This is a genomic window from Burkholderia sp. AU38729, from assembly GCF_020419725.1.
Classification (GTDB): Bacteria; Pseudomonadota; Gammaproteobacteria; order Burkholderiales; family Burkholderiaceae; genus Burkholderia.
The window spans coordinates 156,385-176,745 of record NZ_JAIZQO010000002.1; the positions used below are offsets into that span (position 1 = coordinate 156,385).

The following is a 20,361-nucleotide window of genomic DNA, read 5'->3' on the forward strand; positions in this document are numbered from 1 at the left end:
GAGAAGACACCGGCGGTGCGGCAATGCGCCGGTACGCGCCTGCCGCTCAGGCGGCCTGCGGTTCGCGATCGATCGCGTTCAGCATCTCGACGTCGCGCGCGATCATCCCCGGCACCTGGGCCCGCAGCATCTCGACCCAGGTCCGCACCTTCGCATCGACGAAGCGGCGCGACGGATACAGCGCATACACGTTCATCTTCTGCAGGATATGCGCGGGCAGCACGCGGACGAGCGTGCCGTCGCGCAGCGCGTCGATCGCCGAGTACAGCGGCAGCATGCCGATCCCGATGCCGTCGCGGATGGCAAGGGCAAGCGATTCGGCCGTATTGGTCTGCACCGGCCCCGCGACGTGGATCTGCTCGACGCCTTCCGGCCCTTCGAGCACCCATTCGTGCGTCGGGAACGCCGGCGTGCACAACGTCAGGCACGCGTGCGCGGCGAGATCCTGCGGGCGTACCGGCGCGCCGCGGCGTTTCACGTAATCGGGCGACGCACACAGGATGCTGAAGGTCGAGCCGAGCAGGTGCGACACGAGTTCCGAATCGGGCAGCGACGACGCCGTGACGACGGCCATGTCGCTCGTACCGTCGAACAGGTCGGGCATGCGCTGCGACAACGACAGTTCGATCGACACGTCCGGGAACTGCGCGTGATAGCGCGTCAGCGCGGGCAACACATAGTGATGGCCGACGCTCGCGAAGCTGTGCATGCGCAGCACGCCGGCCGGCCGTTCGTGCGCGCAGCTCGCCTCTTCTTCCGCGCGGTCGACGTCGGCGAGGATCTGGCGGCAGCGCCGCAGATAGCTTTCGCCGGCCGACGTGAGCGCGAGACGGCGCGTCGAACGATTCATCAGACGGGTGCGCAGGCGCGCCTCGAGCTCCGACACCGCGCGCGACATCGCGCCCGTCGTCGAATTCAGCGATTGCGCGGCGGCGGTGAAACTGCCCGTCTCGACGACGCGCGAAAACACCCGCATGTTTTGTAGGGTATCCATTCCTGTGAGCAACCTGTAGCGGAGCCGCTATTTTCCTCCACGGGATGCGACAGATTGTTACTCCGGCTGCAACTATCGTTTCCCCGAAGCTGCGTTAATGCGCGGGCGCCGCCCTCCTACAATCGGCGCCTCAACAGTCGAACGGACCCGTTCGGACGCGCCGCGCACCGTGCCGGCCCCGTACCGGCCCCCCCCTTTTCATGAAGCCACAACCTGCGATCGAGCGCCCTTCCATCGAACCGGCACGATGGAGAACCTGGCTCGATCCACTCGGCGACGCGGCGCGCGACTGGGCCGCGAGCGACGGGCTGATCTGGCTGCACCTCGCGAAAACCGTGTTCGCGGCGCTCCTCGCGATGGGCATCGCGATGCGCCTGGAGATGTCGCAGCCGCGCACGGCGATGACGACCGTGTTCGTGCTGATGCAGCCGCTGTCGGGGATGGTGTTCGCGAAGAGCTTCTACCGCGTGCTCGGCACGGCGGCCGGCCTCGTCGCCGCGCTCGCGCTCGGCGGTCTGTTCGCGCAGCAGCCCGAGCTGTACATGGCCGGCATCACGCTGTGGATCGGCACCTGCATCGCGCTCGCGGTGCGCAACCGCCACTTCCGCTGGTACGGCTTCGTGCTGGCCGGCTATACGGCCGCGCTGATCGGCCTGCCGTCCGTGATGACCCCGCAGACGCTGTTCCAGTCCGCGCTGACCCGCGCCGCGGAAGTCGCACTCGGCATCGCGTGCTCGGGCGCGGTCAGCGCGCTGATCCTGCCGCTCAGCTCCGCGAAGGCATTGATGCGTTCGCTGGGCACCCGTCATGCGACGTTCGCGGCATTCACGGCCGGCGCACTCGCCGGCGACGTCGCGCGCGGCGATTTCGAGCGGCGCTTCGCCGATTTTGTCGACGACATCGTCGGCTTCGAGGCCAACCGCGCGTTCGCGTCGTTCGAGGATCCGCACATTCGCGCGCGCAGCCGCCGCCTCGCGCGGCTGAACAGCGAGTTCATGAACGCGTGCACGCGGCTGCATGCGCTGCATCAGCTCGTCAAGCGGCTGCGCGCCAATGGCTCCGACGCGGTGCTCGATGCGCTGGCGCCGCACGTCGATGCGCTTGCGCAACGCTTCGCCGCGCTGCGCGACGAGCAGCAGCGCGGCATCGCGCCGGCCGCCGGCGCACTGCTCGAGCTGCGCCGCTTCCACAGCGCGTTGCCGAAAGCGGCCCGCGCGTCGCGGCGAACCATCGAGGCGCACGCTGCCGGCGGCCTGCTCGACTTCGATACCGCGATCGAGCTGCTGTACCGCTTCATCGGCGAATATCTCGGCTACGCCGACACCTATGCGTCGCTCGACGAGGACGATCACGCGTTCGAGCGCTCGGTCACGCACTACGCGGTGAAGACCAATTCGTTCTTCGTCGGGTTCGCGTTCCTGCGCACGATCGTCGCCGTCGGCGCGATGAGCGCATTCTGGCTCGCGTCCGAATGGCCGAGCGGCCCGCTCGCCGTGATCGCCACCGCGATCGCGTGCGCGCTCAGCTCGACGTCGCCGCGCGCGCCGAAGTTCGTCGCGCAGATGAGCGTCGGCGCGGCGTTCGCGACCGCGGTCGGCTACGTGTTCCTGTGCTACGTGTATCCGAACATCGACGGCTTCCCGCTGCTGTGCGCCGCGCTCGCGCCGGTGCTCGGCCTCGGCGCGTTTCTCGCGATGCGGCCGGGCTTGTCCGGCTACGGGATCGGCTTCGCGGTGTTCTTCTGCCTGCTCGCGGGGCCCGACAACACGATCGCGTATACGCCCGAGGTGCTGATCAACAACGGCCTGGCGATCGTCGTCGCGATGCTCGCGTGCTCGCTCGTGTTCGCGGTCGTGTTCCCCACCCACATGCCGTGGCTCACGGGCCGCATCGCGCACGACCTGCGCCGTCAGGTCACGCTGGCGTGCGAAGGGCCGACGGAGCGCCTCGCGCAGCGCTTCCAGTCGAGCACGCACGACCTGATGGCGCAACTGCGCACGCTGCTCGTGCGGCGCACGCGACAGCATCGCGACGCGCTGCGCTGGATGCTGTCGACGCTCGAGGTCGGCCACGCGGTGATCGACCTGCGCGACGAACTGAACGCGTTCTGCGCATCGAAACCGCCGCAAACGCTGCGCTGGACCGGCTCGATCGACGCGGTGCTGCACGAGTTGCCGCGCTTCTTCGACGACCCGACGCCCGGCCACCACGCGCGCACGCTGAAATCGGTGAACCTGGCGATCCGCGCGGCGCAGCACACGCTACAGGCGTGGTATGCGGTGCCCGACGAGCGGCACCGGATGCAGCGCATCGTCGGCTGCTTGCACTTCATGCGCAGCGCGCTGCTCGACAAGGATGCGCCGTTCAACCGGCACCGCCATTGACGATCGGTGCGCGCGCAACGGGATCCTTGTTCCGGATGGAAATAAGCTCTACAGCCGCGGTGATTAATCTTTAAGCAGTGCGAGCCTATAGTGTCCTCACTGCCAGCGAGACTGGCACCCACCCAGGAGAAACCCAAATGAAGCCGCTGCACCTCGCCCTCGTTGCCCTGTCGCTCACCGCTGCTGTTGCTCACGCACAGCCGGCACCGGCAGACGTCGCACAGCAACCGGCGAACCGCGCTGAAGCCGTGAAGGCCGCCGGCCGCGTCGATCGTTCGCAATCGAAGCAGGAAGACCCGAACGCGTGTGTCGGCCCCGTCAGCTTCTGCAACATCTACTTCGGCAGCTGAGCATGACGCCGCGTCGTCACGGCCAGGCCCGCACCGCCCGCGTTGCATCCATGGGCGAGCGGCGGCCCGGCCGATCGCCGCATCGCCGCTCCCTTCCGCGCCGCTTCGATTGAAGCGGCGCATGCCGTTTCAGGCGCCGCGCCCCGGCCGCCAGCCCACCTCGCGCAACGCATCCAGCAAGCGCGCCTGCCCCAGCCCTTCGACCCGCGCCCCGCGCGACTCGACGTCGCCGCCCGCGACGAGCGCATTCACGATCGCTTCCTCCACCGCTTCCGCCGCCGCGACGAACAGCGCGGAAATATGGTCGTTGTTGACCATCTTCACGCCAGTGGTCGGCGCGCCCTTGCCGCCGTAGTTCGCCGCCGGCAGGCCGTCGTTGCCTGTTGCAAACGCAAGGAAGATGTCGCCGCTCGAATCTTCCGTACCGCCGCCGACGCGCGCCAGCCCGACGCTCGCGCGCTGGGCGAGACGCGTGCACTGGTGCGGCAGCAGCGGCGCGTCGGTCGCGATCGTCACGACGATCGAGCCCATCCCGGCCTCGCCCGGCGCGTCCGGCAGGCGGAACGGCGACGGCACGTGCCGCAGCACTTCGCCGACCGGATAACCGGCCACACGCAGCATCTCGCGCACGCCGTAGTTCGCCTGCACGAGCGCGCCGACGGTCCAGCCGCCCGCGTCGGCCGCGAGCACGCGCGACGCGGTGCCGATGCCGCCCTTGAACTCGTGGCAGATCATCCCCGTGCCGCCGCCTACGCCGCCTTCGGCAACCGGCCCCGACTGCGCGGCGGCCAGCGCGCGCTGCACATGCGCGGCGCTCACGTGCTGGCCCCAGATGTCGTTCAGCAGCCCGTCGTAGGTTTCCATCACGACCGGCATGCACCAGTACACGCGGCCGGCCGCCGCTTCGCGCTCGTTCGCGACGAGCGCATCGCGCACCGCGCCGACGCTGTGCGTGTTCGTATAGGCGATCGGCGTGGTCAGCAGGCCGGCCTCGCGGATCCATTCGAGCCCCGTCGCGTCGCCGTTGCCGTTCAGCACGTGCACGCCCGCGAAGCACGGCGAATCGTGCGCCGCGCCCGCGCGCGGCTCGATGACGGTGACGCCGGTGCGGATCGACGCGTCGCCATTCTCGACGTTCAGCGTGCAATGTCCGACCCGCACGCCCGGAACGTCCGTGATCGCGTTGAAGCGGCCCGGCGTGCCGAGTCCGATGCGGATGCCGAGATCCCTCGTGCGCATGATGCAATTCCTCCAGTCTTTCAGTAGTTCGATGATTCAGTGTTTCGATGTTTCGGTACGGCAAGCTTTCGATCCCGCGCTCAGAGCGCGCGGAAGGCTTCGCTGTGGCGCGCCCAGACCGCATACATCACGAGCGCGGCGACCAGCAGCCCCGCGATGATGATCAGGTCGGTCGGCTTCGTGGCCGTTGCGAGCGTGGTGTAGAGCGTATACGCGGCGCCGATTACCGCCACGAGCGGCGTCACGGGCCACAACGGCATCCGGTAATGATGTTCGACGTCACGGCGCACGAAGCGGCTCGCGAGCGCGGCCAGCCCGACGACCAGATAGATCAGCAGCAGCAGGTCGACCGTGAACGCGGTCAATTCGTCGAGGCTCGACACGAACACGAGCCCCGCCGACGGCACCGCGAGTGCGATGGTGGCGAGCCAAGGCGATTCGAAGCGCGGATGGATCGTCGAGAAGGCGCGGTTGCAGGTGCGCGACCAGAGCGCGTGCCGGCCGCTGCTGTACAGCAGCCGGCCCATCGTGATCACGATCGCGATGATCGCGTTGAACACCGACAGGAAGATCCCGCCGCTGACCACGCGCGACACGGCCGGGTTGCTCAGCGAACGCACGACATAGCCGATTGGGTCGGCGCTCTTCGTCAGCTCCGTCAGCGACGGCGCACCGAGCACGATCGCGGTGAGCGGAATCAGTTCGACGACGAGGATCACGAGCAGCGAGTAGATCACCGCCTTCGCGACATTGCGGTTGCCGCCGCGCAGGTCTTCCGCGAGATAGGCGGCCGAGCCGAAGCCGTTGTAGCAGAAGATCGCGGTGCCGATCGCCGGGACGATCGCGGCCAGCGTCGCCGGCACGAGCGCGTTGCCACTCGCGACGACCGGCGCGATCAGCGCGTCGGCGCCGCGATGCGGCGAACCGAAGCCGAGGCCCGCGATCAGCATCAGCACGCCGATCTCGACGACGAGAAACGCGCCCGTGATCCACGCGTTCGTCTTGATGTTCAGCATGCCGAGCAGGTAGCTGAGCAGCACGATCGTCAGCGCGACCGACTGGTTGCTGAAATGCGTGCCGAGCGCGTTATTCAGGTAGGGCGCGGCGCCGCTCGCGAGCACGGCGGGGATGAACACGCTGACGGACAGCACCGTGATGAAGGTCAGGTAGCCGGGCAGCGTGCCGAACACACGCTTGGCCATCACGTACTCGCCGCCGGCGCTGCGGTGCGCGGCGCTGAGCTCCGCATAGCAGAGCGCGAACGCCAGCGCGAGCACGCCGCCGAGCAGGAACGACAGCACGGCGCCGCTGCCGGCCTGCTGGATCGCGAACGGCGCGATCACGAAGATCGAGCTCGCGGGCGTCACGCCCGAGACGGTGATCATCACCGCATCGCGCACGCTGAGCGTCTGCGACAGCGCGCGCGGCGCGTCTTCCGTTGCAGGCGCCGCTTGCAGCGTGCCCGTCGATTCCGACATCATCGCCATTTCGTTCTCCTGTGCTTGGGCCAATCCTTTGCCACTTTTTTTTGAACGCCCATACTCGGGCCCGATTGATTGCGTGGCAGTCTAGGAAGCCAATTTCAGGACCGCTATTCCCCCTTCGTGTTACGCCCTTCCGGTGGTGGTATGGATCGTCTCTTTTCCGAAATCGCGATGCACCAGGCGCTCGGCCGCGCAATCGATCATCTCGGCCAGCCGCGCTTCTGGCGGTTCCTGGTGCTGCTGCTCAATGAAATGGCGCCGTTCGACAACGCGCTCGCGACCGCGATCGGCCGCGACGGCGTGCCGCTCGTGCTCGACGAATACGACACGGGCGGCACCGACGCCGCGTCGCCCGTGCCGCTCTACCTGAACGGCGTGTATCTGCTCGACCCGTTCCTGCAGGCCGCGCACGACGGGCTCGCCGACGGCTGCTACCGGCTCGAGGAAGTCGCGCCCGACCTGTTCCGGCAGAGCGAATATTTCCTGAGCTACTTCCGCGACGCGGTCGGCGAGGACGAGATCCAGATCCTCGTGCGGCCGAACGCCGACACGCTGCTGTCGCTGTCGCTCGGGGCGGGCACGCGGTTCGACGTCGAGCCGCTCGGCAAGCTGACGGCCGCGATGCCGTGGGTGCTCGCGGCGATCCGGCAGCACTGGCGGCTGGTGGGCGACGCGGCGCGCGCGACGCCCGATGCCGATCTCGGTGCGCGGGTCGAGCAGGCGCTTGCCCGCTTCGGCGCGGGCGTGCTGACCGATCGCGAGATGTCGATCGCGCGAATGGTGCTGCGCGGCAATTCGTCGAAGGCGATTGCCGAGCGGCTGGCGATCTCCCCCGAAACGGTGAAGGTGCACCGGCGGCATTTGTACGCGAAGCTCGGGATTGCGTCGCAGCCCGAGCTGTTTTCGCGCTTCATCCAGGCGCTGGGGGAAGATGCGGCCGGATGACTGAATCGATCTCGGTGGATGGCAACCGGCAGGGAATCGGGCACACTCCGTGAAGCGCCGCTTGCCGGGGTCATCCGGTAACGCTGATGCGGATGCCTTCGACAACACGATTGCCCGACAACAGGAAACCCGCTTCATGTCGCTCATCCCGATCATCGGACTTGGCTGGCTGCTGCTGTGCGCGATCAGTGCCGCATCGATCGTGCTCATCCCGCCGGTGGTACTGGTCGCTTGCCTGAGGGGCAAGCGCGTCTGGGCGATCCTGACCCGCGGCCGGCTGCAGTTCGCATTCCTGGCCTACCTCGGTTCAGCGCCGGTGCCGGCCGTCTTCACGTTCCTGCTGGAAGCCGGCGCCTCGGCCGGGAGTCACGGCGGCGTGGCGTCCGACAGCCTGCGCCGATGGAACGAACAGTGCTTTTTCGTGTTCGTCGCTGCCGCGGCACTGAGCGGCCTGCTGTTGCTGGTGCGCCCGAAAGACAGGCAAACCGCGAACGCCGAACCGTCGCAGCCTGCGCGATAGCCGGCACGCGAACGACGGCGCGCCAAACCGCCTGCCCGGGTTTCGAGCAGGGGTATCGTCATGCGCCGATTCCCGCTACGTCTGTGTCGACTTCCACGTCGCGCCGATCTGCGCGAGCCCGGCGTGCTTGAGATCGTCCGGCAACATCACCACGCGGAACTCGCAGTCCGCATTCAGCATCAGGAACCACGGCTCCGCGAGCGCCGGGATCTGTGACGGATCATTCAGGTCGACGATCACGACCGCCCCGCGCCCGCCGTTCTGCTCCGTGAAATACACGGCCTCGGGCTTGACCGCTTCGAGTATTCGCCCGATCACGTCGCCGACGCTGCCGTCGCGCACCAGCGTGTTGAACGGCTCGTGAGGAATTCGTATGTTGAGAAGCATGCGCATGACCATCCTCCTTGGGCTGCGCCCGGCCTGGGCCCTTCAAGCATAGGTGCTGCGCGATGCCGCGCCAGCGGCGTCGAAGGCAGCGGCCGGCACGCATTCACATTCCGACGATTCGATTGCGTTGCGTGTCGCGATCAGCCGAGCCTGCCGTCGCGTTCGATATCTGCCGTCGACTCAGCGGCACGCTCGCCCGGCCGCGCCGACCGCATCACGCGGAACACCCATCCGCCGCCGGCGCGATCGCGAGATGCAGCGGCCGGTCCGGCCGCAGAGTCACGTTCAGCACCGGCCGCGGCGGCACCCTGCCGGGCGGCGCCGACAACGCGTAGCGCTGCAGGATCATCGCCGCGACGACCGTCATTTCCGTCATCGCCAGATGCTGCCCGAGACACACGCGCGGGCCCGTGCCGAACGGCATATAGGTTCCGCGCGGTGCGGCCGGCGCGTCGTCGGCAAAACGCTCGGGGCGAAATACGTCGGGTGCGTCGAACCATCTCGCATCGCGCTGCATGAGTTGCAGCGGCAGCATGAACAGCGTCCGCGCGGGAAACTGCCACGGCCCCAGCACGATCGGCCGCGACGCGCGGCGGCTGATCAGCATCGGCGCGGACGGATACAGGCGCAGCGTTTCCTCGAGCGTGTGCGTCAGGTAGCGTAGCGACGCTCGCGTCTCGGCGGACGGTGCGCAACCGCCCAGCACACGCGACACTTCATCGCGCGCGGCGGCCTGCGCCGCCGGATTCGTCGCCATGCACCACGCCCACCAGGTCAGTGCCCCAGCCGTCGTCTCGTGGCCCGCGAGGAACGCGGTCATGCATTCGTCGTGCACGGCCTGCAACGGCCATCGCCGCGCGTCGTCCCGATGCAGCCGCAACAAACGCGACAGCAGATCGTCGGGCCACGCACGCGCCGGCAGGTCGAGACGCGCATGCAGTTGCCGGTCGATCAGCCCGTTCAGCACGGCCATCGCCCGTGCCTTGCCGCGCTTCCACGGCACCCAGTCCGGCGTGCTCGCGGGCCAGTAAAAATCGGCGTTGGCCGCCGCGCTCACCGCGCGTACGGCTTCCTCGGCCGCCCGTGCGTCGTCGCCGATCGCGTCGGAGAACATCGTGCGCATGATCACGTCCATCGCCAGCGACGTCAGCGCGCTTTCGATCGGCCAGTCCGGATCGCGCGCGGGCCACTGCGCGAGCGCATGTCCGGCCGTCGCCGCGATCGACGGCACGAACGTCTGTACCGCCTTCGGCATGAAATTCGGCTGCAACGCCTGCCGCTTGTCGCGCCACGCGTCGCCTTCGGCGATCAGCACGCTATGGCCGTGGACCTCCGCAAACACGCGGACGGCACGCTCCCAGCGCCCGAGCGCATCGTGATGCGTGACCAGGAGTTCGCGCACGAGCGCGGGATCGGTCACGACCACCGCATGCTCGGGCCACACGCGCACGTGCACGACGTCACCGTATGCGCGCTGCCAGCCGGCCAGCGCGCCGAGCAGGTCGCGCGACATCGCGCGCAGCAGCCCCCAACCCGTCAGGCCGGCAGGCGGCCCCGGCGGCCATACGCCGGGCGGGTGAAGCACGGGCGCCGCAGCAGCAGCGCCCGTATGGAATGGACATGAGGATGTGGATCGCGTGTTCATGGGCCGGATTGTCCGCACCGGCATGGCAGCGGTCTTGAACGCAAACGACATCGACACGCGTCGGGCCGCTCCCTATACTCCAGCGTCATGTTCTCCGACCCGTCATCGATCCCGCCGTCGTGCCCCGATCCGCTGGCGCGCGCCCCTCGCGCGCCGAGCGACGGGCGAGCGCCGCGTGGACGGCTATACCCCGCGCCGGCTGCCCTGCAGGGCGCGGTGGTCGCGATCGTGTTGCACGATACGCGCGGGGTCGCCTTGAGCGACGCGCAGCGGCTCTCGCATTTTCCGGCCACGCCGCTCGTGTGCGTGTCATGGTATCGGGATCTCGACGTGGGCTTCGTCGAACCCACGGCCGACGGGCCCCGGTGGCGCCCCTTCGGTGCCGCCGTGACGCTGTCGGGCAGCCATTCGGCCCCTACCGTGGCCTGGGCGCCGACGGGCGGACGAATCGGCATGATCTGCTTCACCGCCGATGCGGCGCGGGCGCTGTTCGGCATCGCGCTCGCGGACATCCACGATCGCGTGCTCGACGCCCATGCGTGCCTCGGCGACGACTGGCACCCGCTGCTCGATGCGCTGGCCGGCGCGGACCGCGATGCCGATGCGCTGGCGGCGATCGAACGTCATCTTGCATCTCGCTGGCAGGCGTTGCGGCCCACGACGCCGCTGTCATCGCTACGTAATGCGGGACGCAGTTGGGTCGAGCGCCTCGCGCTGCAGGCGCGCGAATGGCGGGATACCCACAGCCCGCGCCAGGTCGAGCGGCGGATCAAGACCTACAGCGGCCGATCGCTGCGCGAATGGCAAACGCTCGTCAGGACGGAAAGCGCGTTCTTCGCGGCGCGCGACCGGTACGAAGCCGGCGCCGCGTTCAACTGGGCCACGCTGGCGCTGGACGAAGGGTTCGCCGACCAGGCGCACCTGAGCCGCGAGGTCAAGCGCATCACGGGGTTCTCGCCGAGCGAATTCACGCAACGCTTCATCGACGACGAATCGTTCTGGATGTACCGGCTGTGGGTGTAAGGCGCCGGCGATCGCGCTTCGGCCGCCGTTGCCGTACCGGTTCCCGGTTGCCCGATCCAACCCGAGCGGGCACGATGGGCGCGGACCCTGCGCATGCCTGTCGTCCGCGGTCCATCCCGCCCCTCATGTGACTTCACCCATGTCATTACGCGCATTCAGAACGCTGGTCGCCATCGCCCGACACCGTACATTCGCACGCGCCGGCGAAGCCATCGGCCTCACGCAATCGGCGGTGAGCCTGCAGATCAAGACGCTCGAAAGCGAATACAACGTGCAGTTGTTCGATCGCTCGCGCCGGCAGCCGGTGCTCACCGAGGCCGGCAACATCCTGCTGGCCCAGGCCGAGCAGGTGCTCGCAATGGTCGACCGGATTCCCGACGCGCTCAGCGACGAGAAGAAGCTGGTCGGCCGCCTGCGGATCGGCGCGATCCAGACCGCGCTGTCCGGCCCGCTGCCCGACGCGCTGCTCGCGCTGCGCGCGGCGCACCCGCGGCTGCGCGTGCACGTGTCGGCCGGGATGTCGGCCGAACTCGCGAACCGCGTCGCGGCCGGCGAACTCGATGCGGCGATCACGACGCGCCCCGTGCGCCCGCATCCGGCGGAACTGACGTGGACCACGCTGTACGAGGATCGCTTCTGGCTCCTCGCGCCGCCCGACCATGCGGAACGCGATGCGGTCACGCTGCTCGATGCGCTGCCGTTCATCCGCTTCGATGCACAGGCTTGGGCCGGCCGCATGATCGCCGCCGAGCTGCGCCGCATCGGCGTGCGCGTGCGCGAGGAGATGGTGCTGGACAGCGCGGAAACGATCGCGCGCATGGTCGCGCGAGGGCTCGGCGCGGCGATCGTCGCGCTCCCCGATGCGACGCTCGCGCGGCTGCCGCCCGTCACGCGCTTGCCGTTCGGCCAGCCGCAGATGGCGCGCGCGGTCGTCCTGCTCGAACACCAGTCGCGTCCGGCCGAGCGTTTCGCACGTGCGCTGGCCGCCGAAGTCACCGCGTCATCGATGAGAATTTCTCATTGAACACCCGATAATTAACCATTATTCCTGTTGCTTGCGCGTGTTAACTTGGCGGCATCGTCACTCTTTCGAATGCGTGTCGCCATGTTGCCCGCCGGATGGATTCCCGCCTCGTTCTGCCGTGTTTCGGGCCTGTCGCTCACGGCGGCCAGCACGGCCAGCACGGCTCGCGTGAAGGCGCGTCGATGATCGGCCCGATCGTGCTCGCGCTGGCGCCGGTTGCCCTGCTGGTCGCGTTCGGCCACGGCCTGCGGCGCACGGGCTTCATCGGCGATGCGTTCTGGCCGCAGGCCGAGCGGCTGTGCTACTACGTGCTGCTGCCCGCGCTGTTCGCGGACGGCCTCGCGAACGCACGGCTGCAATCACTGCCCGTTTTACCGCTCGCGGCCGCGCTGGTCGGTTCGACCGCACTCGCCGCGGCGCTTCTCCTGCTGGTCCGCCGGTTCGTGCGGGTCGACGGCGCCGGCTTCACGTCGGTCTTCCAGGGCGCCGTGCGCTTCAACAACTATGTCGGCACCGCGCTCGCGGCCGGCCTGTTCGGCGCAAAAGGCATCGCGCTCGCGGCCGTATGCGTCGCGGCGATCGTCCCGACCGCCAACCTGATGTGCGTGCTCGTGTTCGCGCGCTACGGCGACACGCGGCTCGGCGCGGCGGCGCTGACGGTCGCGCTGCTGTTCCAGGCGCTGCCGACGTCGTCGGCGTCCTACATCATGGCGCGCCAGCTCGGCGGCGATGCACCGCTGATGGCCGGCATCACCGCGTTCCAGACGGTCGCCGCGGCGCTCGCGATGCCGGTCGTGCTGAGCGCGCTCGCGTCGGCGCCCGCGTTTCGCTGACGACGCAGCGCCTCCCTCCTTCCCCCTGAATCCAGACTGCCAGCCGGCCATCGCGCGATTCCGCATCGTCGGCCGCGCGCGGTCGCTCACGCGTGGCCGCAGGCGCTCACCGAGAAACCCTTCACATGAACGCTCCCGCCCCGCCCGCCGCCCTCGTCGCCCCCCGGCCGCATGCGGCCATCTACGTGAAGCTCACGCTCGTCGCGCTGTTCTGGGGCGGCACATTCATCGCAGGTCGGATCCTGGCCGCAACGATGTCCGCGACCGCCGCGGCCACCGGCCGCTTCGCGATCGCCGCGCTGCTGCTGGTCGTGCTGACGTGGAAGATCGAAGGCGGGCTGCCGAAGCTGAGCGGCCGCCAGATCCTGACGACCTTCGGGCTCGGCGCGACCGGCATCTTCCTGTACAACGTGTGCTTTTTCGCGGCACTGGCGCGGATGCCGGCGGGCCGCACCGCGCTGTTCGTCGCGCTGAACCCGGTGGCCACTGCCGTGCTGCTGTCGATCGTCGTGCACGGGGAGCGCCTGTCGCTGTCGCGCTGGGCCGGCATCGCCGTCGCGCTGTTCGGCGCGCTGGTCGTGATCAGCCGCGGCGACTTGCTGCGGGTGCTGACCGATCTCGGCGACACGTTCGGCTCGGGCGAACGTTTCATGCTGTGCGCGGTGCTGAGCTGGGCCGCCTATACGGTGATCGGCCGACGCGCGCTCGACGGACTGTCGCCGCTCGCGGCCACGACGTATGCGGCGCTGTGGGGCCTCGCGCTGCTGATCGGCGCGCACCTGTTCGGCTCGCCCGCCGTCAGCGGCACGCCGCTGACGTGGCAGGCCGTCGCGTCGATGCTCTACCTCGGCGCGATCGGCACGGTAGTCGCGTTCGTCTGGTATTCGCAGGGCATCCGCGAACTCGGGCCGGCCCGTGCGGCCGTGTTCACCAACCTGGTCCCCGTGTTCGGCGTGCTGCTGTCGGTCGCGCTGCTCGGCGAGCCGTTGTCGCCGTCGATGCTGGCCGGTGGTGCGCTCGTGATCGCGGGCGTCGCGTTGACCAATCGCGCGAGGCGCTGACGCATCGGCATGCGCTCCTCGCGCCCAAGGGGACGGATGTCGAATCCCGGCGCCGGAGCGTGACGGCCGTTGTGTCACGCCCACGCGCGGCCGATACGCCCCCCGATGTTCTCGCAGCCCCGCCAAAAACCGCCTATCGTGAATGGAGCGCCCCGTTCACCGCCACTCGACCCTGCGTCGCTCGCACCGGCGGTAACGGCACCGCGTTCCGGCACCATTCATCGCGATCCCGGCGCACGCTCGCCCGTGCGCCATCGCGGCCGCCCACCGGATTACAGGAGGCCCTCATGAAAGCCGCGCTGCTCGTCAGTTCCGCCCTGCTCGCCATTGCATCCGCTTCGGCGTCGGCCCAAGGCTCGATCACGAAAGTCGAAAACGGCGCGCTCGTCGCCGCAAACGGGATGACCGTCTACGCATTCGACCAGGACAAGCCCAACGCCGGCACCAGCGCCTGCACGGGCCAATGCGAATCCTTCTGGCCGCCCTACAAGGCCAGCGCGACCGACGTCCCGGTCGGCCCCTACACGATCATCAAGCGCGATGACGGCAGCCCGCAATGGGCGTACAAGGGCAAGCCGCTGTACTTCTTCTCGAAGGACATGAAACAGGGCGACCGCAACGGCGACAACTTCAAGAACATGTGGCACGTGGTGGCGCCGTAACCGTCCGTCCGCCGTCTTCCGCGCGCGCCGCGCGGGCGCAAAAAAAGCCCGCGCGGATCGTCGATCCGGGCGGGCCTTGTCGCGGTCACGCCGGCCGCATTGCATGGCGTTGCCTGCCGTCAGGCAGGCGGACGACGCATGCAGCCGGGTGGCGCGTCAGCGGTGCGACGGGAAGCTGAACACGGTGCCTTCGCGCACGCCGGCCGACGGCCAGCGCTGCGTGATCGTCTTGCGCTTCGTGTAGAAGCGCACGGCGTCCGGGCCGTACGCGTGCAAATCGCCGAACAGCGAACGCTTCCAGCCGCCGAACGAGTGGTACGCGACCGGCACCGGCAGCGGCACGTTGATGCCGACCATGCCGATCTGGATGTTGTCGCCGAAGTAGCGCGCGGCCTCGCCGTCGCGCGTGAACAGGCACGTGCCGTTGCCGTACTCGTGCGCGTCGATCAGCGCCATCGCCTCGTCGAGCGACTTCAGGCGGATCACGCCGAGCACGGGCCCGAAGATCTCATGCTGGTAGATCGGCATGCCGGGCTTCACGTTGTCGAACAGGCACGGGCCGAGGTAATAGCCGCCGTCGTGGCCGTCGACCTTCACGCCGCGGCCATCGACGACGAGCGTCGCGCCCGCTGCCACACCGGCTTCGACGAAGCCCGTCACCTTCTCGAAATGCTGCTGCGTGACGAGCGGGCCCATGTCGACGCCCGCGCCGTTGCCCGGGCCGACCTTCATCTTCTCGATTTCGGCTTTCAGGCCCGCGACGACCTGGTCGCCCGTCTCGTCGCCGATCGCGACGACCAGCGGAATCGCCATGCAGCGCTCGCCGCACGAACCGTACGCGGCGCCCATCAGCGCGTTCACCGCGTTGCCGATGTCGGCGTCCGGCATCACGACCGCGAAGTTCTTCGCGCCGCCGAGCGCCTGCACGCGCTTGCCGTGCGCGCAGCCGGTCGAATAGATGTATTCGGCGATCGGCGTCGAGCCGACGAAGCTCACCGCCTTCACGCGCGGGTCGGTCAGCAGCGTGTCGACCGCTTCCTTGTCGCCGTTCACGACGTTCAGCACGCCCGGCGGCAGGCCCGCTTCGAGCGCGAGCTCGGCCATGCGCAGCGTCGACGACGGCGTGCGCTCCGACGGCTTCAGCACGAACGTGTTGCCGCACGCGACCGCCATCGGCCACATCCACAGCGGCACCATCACCGGGAAGTTGAACGGCGTGATGCCGGCCGCAACGCCGAGCGCCTGGAACTCGCTCCACGAATCGATCGCGGGGCCGACGTTCTTGCTGTGCTCGCCCTTCAGCAGTTCGGGCACGTAGGTCGCGTATTCGACGTTCTCGATCCCGCGCTGCAGCTCGCCCATCGCATCGGCGAGCACCTTGCCGTGCTCGGCGGTGATCAGCGCGCACAGCTCGTCGGCGTGCTCCTCGAGCAGCGTCTTGAAGCGGCTCATCACGCGGGCGCGCTTCAGCGGCGGCGTATTGCGCCAGGCCGGGAACGCGGCCTGCGCGGACGCGATCGCGGCTTCGACGGTCAGCTTGTCGGCGAGCGCGACGCTCTTGTGCGATTCGCCGGTGGCCGGGTCGAACACCGGCTGGACGCGGCTGCCGCCGTCGACGCGCTTGCCGTCGATCAGGTGGCCGACGGTGGACGTTACGTTGCTGTCGTGTTTCATGTATCTGACTCTTTCGTGAATTCGGATATCGCTCGGGGCAAGCCGCGGCTCAGTCCACTTCGTTCAGCGCGTCGGACAGCGCGTTGACCAGGTTGTCGATCTCGCGCTTCTCCGAGATGAACGGGGGCGCCAGCTGGATCGTGTCGCCGCCGTAGCGCACGTAGAAGCCCTTCGCCCAGCAGCGCATCGCGATCTCGTACGGGCGCCGGGCCGGCTCGCCCGGCAGCGCCGCGATCGTCAGGCCGGCAGCCAGCCCGTAGTTGCGGATGTCCGTGATGTGGCGCTGGCCCTTCAGCCCATGCACAGCGGCCTCGAAATGCGGCGCGAGATCGCGCACGCGGGCCACCGCGTCTTCCTTCACCAGCAGGTCGAGCGCCGCGACGCCGGCCGCGCAGGCCACCGGGTGCGCCGAATACGTATAGCCGTGCGGGAACTCGAGCATGTACTCGGGGCCGCCCGCGGCCATGAACGTGTCGTAGATTTCCTTCGTCGCGATCACGCCGCCGAGCGGCTGCACGCCGTTCGTCACCTGCTTCGCGAAGTTCATGATGTCCGGCACCACGCCGAACGCGTCGGCGCCCGTCATCGCGCCGGCCCGGCCGAAGCCCGTGATGACTTCGTCGAAAATCAGCAGGATGTCGTGCGCGGTACAGATATCGCGCAGGCGCTTCAGATAGCCCTTCGGCGGCACGACCACGCCCGCCGAACCGGAGAACGGCTCGACGATCACGGCCGCGATGTTCGATGCGTCGTGCAGCGCGATCAGCTCGAGCAGGCGGTCGGCCAGCTCGGCGCCGTGCTCGGGCATGCCGCGCGAGAACTTGTTTTCGGCGAGTTGCGTATGCGGCAGGAAGTCGGCGTCGAGGCCCTGGCCGAACAGCTTGCGGTTCGGCCCGATCCCGCCGACCGAGATGCCGCCGAAGTTCACGCCGTGATAGCCCTTCTCGCGGCCGATCAGGCGCGTCTTCGTGCCCTTGCCCTTCGCGCGCCAGTAAGCGCGGGCCAGCTTCAGCGACGTATCGGCCGCTTCCGAGCCCGAACCCGTGAAGAACACGTAGTCGAGGCCGGCCGGCGTCAGGTCCTTGATCTTGTTCGCGAGCTCGAACGATTTCGGATGGCCGAACTGGAATGCCGGCGCGTAGTCGAGCTGCGCGACCTGGCGGCTCACGGCTTCGACGATTTCCGTGCGGCCGTGACCGAGGCCCGTGCACCAGAGACCCGACAGGCCGTCGAAGATCTTGCGGCCTTCGGCGTCCGTGTAATACGCGCCCTTGCCCGACACGATCAGGCGCGGATCGGCCTTGAACTGGCGGTTGGCCGTGAACGGCATCCAGTGCGCGTCGAGCCACGCGGCGTCGGTGCGGAGGGTGGTTTCGTCGTGCTGGGCGGTGGTGATGTCGGTCATGTCGGTCGGCGCGGGGCGCCCCTCCTCCTTATGTTGATATTGCGCATTGTCGGGAGGCCAATTAGTCTTTTGAATATCGCAATATCAATGTTCACTTGCGCATCTATGCAAGCAAAGCAACCGAAGAGTCGCGCGCTGCTCGGGCAGCTCAGCGACATGGATCTCCGCCTGCTGCGGGTCTTCAAGGGCGTCGTGCAGTGCGGCGGGATGGCCGCGGCCGAACTGGAACTGAATATCGGCATCTCGACCATCAGCCGGCACGTGAAGGATCTGGAAACGCGCCTCGGCCTCGTGCTGTGCCGGCGCGGCCGCGCGGGCTTCACGCTGACGCCCGAGGGCCAGACGGTGTACGAGGAGACGTTGCGGCTGCTCGCGTCGATGGAAGCATTTCGCAGCAGGATCGACGGCATTCACGACCGGATGGGCGGCGAACTGCACATCGCGGTATTCGACAAGACGGCCACCAACGCGAACGCACGGCTCGGCGACGCGATCCGCCAGTTCGCCGACGAAGCGCCCGACGTCGCGCTGAACCTGCATGTCGCGTCGATCAACGAGGTCGAGCGCGGGATCATCGACGGCAGCTATCAGGTCGGGATCATTCCCGCGCACCGCAACTCGGGCAGCCTCGTGTATTCGGAGCTGTTCGACGAACGGATGCTGCTCTACTGCGGCCGCCAGCATCCGCTCTACGATGCGCCGCACGGCAAGCTCACGTGGACGACGATCGGCAACCATGCGTTCGCGGGCCTCGGCTTCCATTCGCCGAACATGGAGCTGAGCCATCGCGCGAAGCTCACGCGCAGCGCGACCGCGTCGGATCAGGAGTCGATCGCGACGCTGATCCTGTCCGGCCGCTATCTCGGCTTCCTCCCCGACCATTACGCGGAAAGCTTCGAAAACAAGGGGCTGATGCAGCCGATCGCGCCGCATCGGTTCAATTACCGGTGCCGGTTCGTGAGCCTGCTGCGGCGCTCGCCGCGGCCGTCGCGGGCTGCGTTGCTGTTTCAGTCGTGCCTTGAGGCCGCGCATGCTGCGGCGCGGCCGGTCGCTTAACGGCCGTCGTGGCTGAGTGGCTGAGTGGCTGAACGGCTGAACGGCTGAACGGCTGAACGGTCGGGTAGCCTACGTCGGTTTCACTGCCGGTCAAGCGCCGTCGCCCGTGCCCGCCTGTGCACGCATCCGCTTCATGAAATGCGTCGCGACGAGCGCCGCGGCAAAACCGGACATCGCGCCGACGCCGAGCGCCCAGCGCGGGCCGAGATGATTCGCGACCCAGCCAGCCACCGGCGCGCCGATCGGCGTGCCGCCGAGCGCCACCGCGAGGCGCAGCGCCATCACACGCCCACGCATCGCCGGCTCGGTCGACAGCTGCACGAGGCTGTTGGTCGAGTTCATGAAGGTGATCGCCGCGATCCCGGTCAGCACGAGCGCGGCGGCGAACAGCCAATATCCCGGCGCCAGCGCGGCCAGCGTGCAGCCGAGCCCGAACAGCGCCGCGCCGATCCACAGATGCCGGAAACGCGGCCGGTCGCGGCGCGCCGCGAGCAGCGCACCGGTGATCGTGCCGACGGCCATCATCGACGACAGCACGCCGAAGCCACGCGCGTCGACATGAAACACGCTGGCCGCCATCGTCGAGATGAACAGCTGGAAATTGAGCCCGAACGTGCCGATCAGGAACAGCATCACGAGGATCGCCTTCAGGTCCGGGCGCTGCCATACATAGCGGAACCCGTCGAGCAGGCTCCCGCGCGTGCGGTCGGCCCGCGCATGCGCACGTAGTTCGTCGTCACGCAGCATCGACAGCGACGCCAGCACCGCGACGAAGCTGAGCCCGTTGAGCAGGAACGCCCAGCCGGTGCCGACCGACGCGATGATGAAGCCGGCCGCCGCCGGCCCGATCATCCGCGCCGCGTTGAACGACGTCGAGTTGAGCGCGACGGCGTTCGCCAGCTCCCGATCGGCGACCAGCTCGGCAACGAACGTCTGCCGCACCGGCGCATCGAACGCCGACGCACAGCCGAACAGGAACGCGAACAGATACACGTGCCACAGCTGCGCGACGCCGGTCACCGTCAGCAGCCCCAGCAGGAGCGCGAGCCCGCCCATCAGCGCCTGGGTCGCCATCAGCAGCTTGCGCTGGTCGAAACGGTCGGCCGCGTAGCCCGTCCACGGCAGCAGCAGAAGCTGCGGGCCGAACTGCAGCGACATCACGATCCCGACGGCCGACGCGTCGTGATGCGTGAGCTGCGTGAGGACGAGCCAGTCCTGCGCGGTGCGCTGGATCCACGTGCCGATGTTCGACACCAGCGAGCCGATCGCCCACACGCGATAGTTGAAGCTGCGCAGCGAGCGGAAGACGCCCGCCGCCGGCACGTTCATGGCCGCTCCCGGTCGGGCTCGTTGCCGCCGTGCAGCTCACCGAAGCGCCGCGCGAGGAACAGGCCGAGCGCGAGGATGCCGAGGCCGAACGCCGCCGCGTCGGCCGTGACGCGGAGATCGAAGTCGCCGACCCTGCACACCAGCACGTAGGCAATCACGAGGTTCGCGACGCCCCACAACACATTCACCGTGGACGACGACAACCCACGCCCGGGCGGATTCGCGAACGGGGTCTGGAACGGCTCGCCGCGCAACCCGCTGACGAGATGCGGCACGACGTTCGCGAGAAACGCACCGCCGAAGAAATACGACACGAGATGCGGGAAGTTCATGTTTAGGCTGTCCT

19 protein-coding genes are annotated in these 20,361 nt (G+C 68.5%); 10 read left to right on the top strand and 9 right to left on the bottom strand.

The features are described from left to right. Positions 1-46: 46 nt before the first annotated feature. Entirely contained in the window at positions 47-994 is a 948-nt protein-coding gene (locus tag LGM56_RS05785) for a LysR family transcriptional regulator (protein WP_226203438.1), read from the bottom strand. 200 nt (positions 995-1,194) lie between these two features. Between LGM56_RS05785 and LGM56_RS05790 the strand changes: the two genes are divergently transcribed. Both LGM56_RS05790 and LGM56_RS05795 read left to right on the top strand, forming a co-directional pair. Beyond that, on the top strand, positions 1,195-3,378 hold the full coding sequence (locus tag LGM56_RS05790) for an FUSC family protein (protein WP_226203440.1): 2,184 nt from the start codon (positions 1,195-1,197) through the stop codon (positions 3,376-3,378). A gap of 137 nt (positions 3,379-3,515) precedes the next feature. After that, positions 3,516-3,728, top strand: a complete 213-nt coding sequence (locus LGM56_RS05795) for a hypothetical protein (protein WP_069251508.1) — start codon at positions 3,516-3,518, stop codon at positions 3,726-3,728. Between the two features lie 129 nt (positions 3,729-3,857). Here the strand turns inward: LGM56_RS05795 and LGM56_RS05800 are convergent, their stop codons facing one another. Then, on the bottom strand, positions 3,858-4,967 hold the full coding sequence (locus tag LGM56_RS05800) for a P1 family peptidase (RefSeq protein WP_226203442.1): 1,110 nt from the start codon (positions 4,965-4,967) through the stop codon (positions 3,858-3,860). Between the two features lie 80 nt (positions 4,968-5,047). Next, positions 5,048-6,454, bottom strand: a complete 1,407-nt coding sequence (locus LGM56_RS05805) for an APC family permease (RefSeq protein WP_089497034.1) — start codon at positions 6,452-6,454, stop codon at positions 5,048-5,050. A gap of 141 nt (positions 6,455-6,595) precedes the next feature. Between LGM56_RS05805 and LGM56_RS05810 the strand changes: the two genes are divergently transcribed. Both LGM56_RS05810 and LGM56_RS05815 read left to right on the top strand, forming a co-directional pair. Next, a complete protein-coding gene (locus tag LGM56_RS05810) occupies positions 6,596-7,396 on the top strand; it encodes a helix-turn-helix transcriptional regulator (protein ID WP_124577893.1) in 801 nt (266 codons plus the stop codon). Between the two features lie 49 nt (positions 7,397-7,445). Next, complete coding sequence (locus tag LGM56_RS05815) at positions 7,446-7,916, top strand: hypothetical protein (protein WP_226203444.1); 471 nt, start codon at positions 7,446-7,448, stop codon at positions 7,914-7,916. A gap of 75 nt (positions 7,917-7,991) precedes the next feature. On the opposite strand, the gene LGM56_RS05820 is transcribed toward LGM56_RS05815, so the two are convergent. After that, positions 7,992-8,309 carry a panthothenate synthetase gene (locus LGM56_RS05820; protein WP_226203446.1) on the bottom strand — a complete coding sequence of 106 codons (318 nt, stop codon included), beginning with the start codon at positions 8,307-8,309 and terminating at the stop codon, positions 7,992-7,994. A gap of 208 nt (positions 8,310-8,517) precedes the next feature. Continuing rightward, positions 8,518-9,948 carry a cytochrome P450 gene (locus tag LGM56_RS05825; RefSeq protein ID WP_226203448.1) on the bottom strand — a complete coding sequence of 477 codons (1,431 nt, stop codon included), beginning with the start codon at positions 9,946-9,948 and terminating at the stop codon, positions 8,518-8,520. A gap of 453 nt (positions 9,949-10,401) precedes the next feature. Here LGM56_RS05825 and LGM56_RS36925 point away from each other — a divergent pair, with 453 nt between their 5' ends. The 5 genes from LGM56_RS36925 (at position 10,402) to LGM56_RS05850 (ending at position 14,551) form a co-directional block, all read left to right on the top strand. Next, a complete protein-coding gene (locus LGM56_RS36925; protein WP_319000750.1) occupies positions 10,402-10,971 on the top strand; it encodes a helix-turn-helix domain-containing protein in 570 nt (189 codons plus the stop codon). A gap of 139 nt (positions 10,972-11,110) precedes the next feature. Then, positions 11,111-11,995, top strand: coding sequence for a LysR substrate-binding domain-containing protein (locus LGM56_RS05835; protein WP_226203452.1), 885 nt, complete (start codon positions 11,111-11,113; stop codon positions 11,993-11,995). Positions 11,996-12,177: 182 nt separating this feature from the next. Then, entirely contained in the window at positions 12,178-12,828 is a 651-nt protein-coding gene (locus LGM56_RS05840; RefSeq protein WP_226203454.1) for an AEC family transporter, read from the top strand. Between the two features lie 125 nt (positions 12,829-12,953). After that, a complete protein-coding gene (locus LGM56_RS05845; RefSeq protein WP_226203456.1) occupies positions 12,954-13,889 on the top strand; it encodes a DMT family transporter in 936 nt (311 codons plus the stop codon). A gap of 287 nt (positions 13,890-14,176) precedes the next feature. Next, on the top strand, positions 14,177-14,551 hold the full coding sequence (locus LGM56_RS05850) for a hypothetical protein (RefSeq protein WP_089427567.1): 375 nt from the start codon (positions 14,177-14,179) through the stop codon (positions 14,549-14,551). A gap of 156 nt (positions 14,552-14,707) precedes the next feature. Here the strand turns inward: LGM56_RS05850 and LGM56_RS05855 are convergent, their stop codons facing one another. Both LGM56_RS05855 and LGM56_RS05860 read right to left on the bottom strand, forming a co-directional pair. Next, positions 14,708-16,225: a CoA-acylating methylmalonate-semialdehyde dehydrogenase gene (locus LGM56_RS05855; protein WP_226203458.1), complete on the bottom strand. Its 1,518-nt coding sequence runs from the start codon at positions 16,223-16,225 to the stop codon at positions 14,708-14,710. 49 nt (positions 16,226-16,274) lie between these two features. Further along, on the bottom strand, positions 16,275-17,630 hold the full coding sequence (locus LGM56_RS05860) for an aspartate aminotransferase family protein (RefSeq protein WP_089497042.1): 1,356 nt from the start codon (positions 17,628-17,630) through the stop codon (positions 16,275-16,277). Positions 17,631-17,735: 105 nt separating this feature from the next. Here LGM56_RS05860 and LGM56_RS05865 point away from each other — a divergent pair, with 105 nt between their 5' ends. Then, positions 17,736-18,686, top strand: a complete 951-nt coding sequence (locus LGM56_RS05865; protein ID WP_226203461.1) for a LysR family transcriptional regulator — start codon at positions 17,736-17,738, stop codon at positions 18,684-18,686. A gap of 90 nt (positions 18,687-18,776) precedes the next feature. Here the strand turns inward: LGM56_RS05865 and LGM56_RS05870 are convergent, their stop codons facing one another. Both LGM56_RS05870 and LGM56_RS05875 read right to left on the bottom strand, forming a co-directional pair. Continuing rightward, complete coding sequence (locus LGM56_RS05870) at positions 18,777-20,015, bottom strand: MFS transporter (RefSeq protein WP_226203463.1); 1,239 nt, start codon at positions 20,013-20,015, stop codon at positions 18,777-18,779. Further along, positions 20,012-20,347 carry a hypothetical protein gene (locus tag LGM56_RS05875; RefSeq protein WP_226203465.1) on the bottom strand — a complete coding sequence of 112 codons (336 nt, stop codon included), beginning with the start codon at positions 20,345-20,347 and terminating at the stop codon, positions 20,012-20,014. The genes LGM56_RS05870 and LGM56_RS05875 overlap by 4 nt, the downstream gene beginning before the upstream one ends. Positions 20,348-20,361 lie beyond the last annotated feature (14 nt).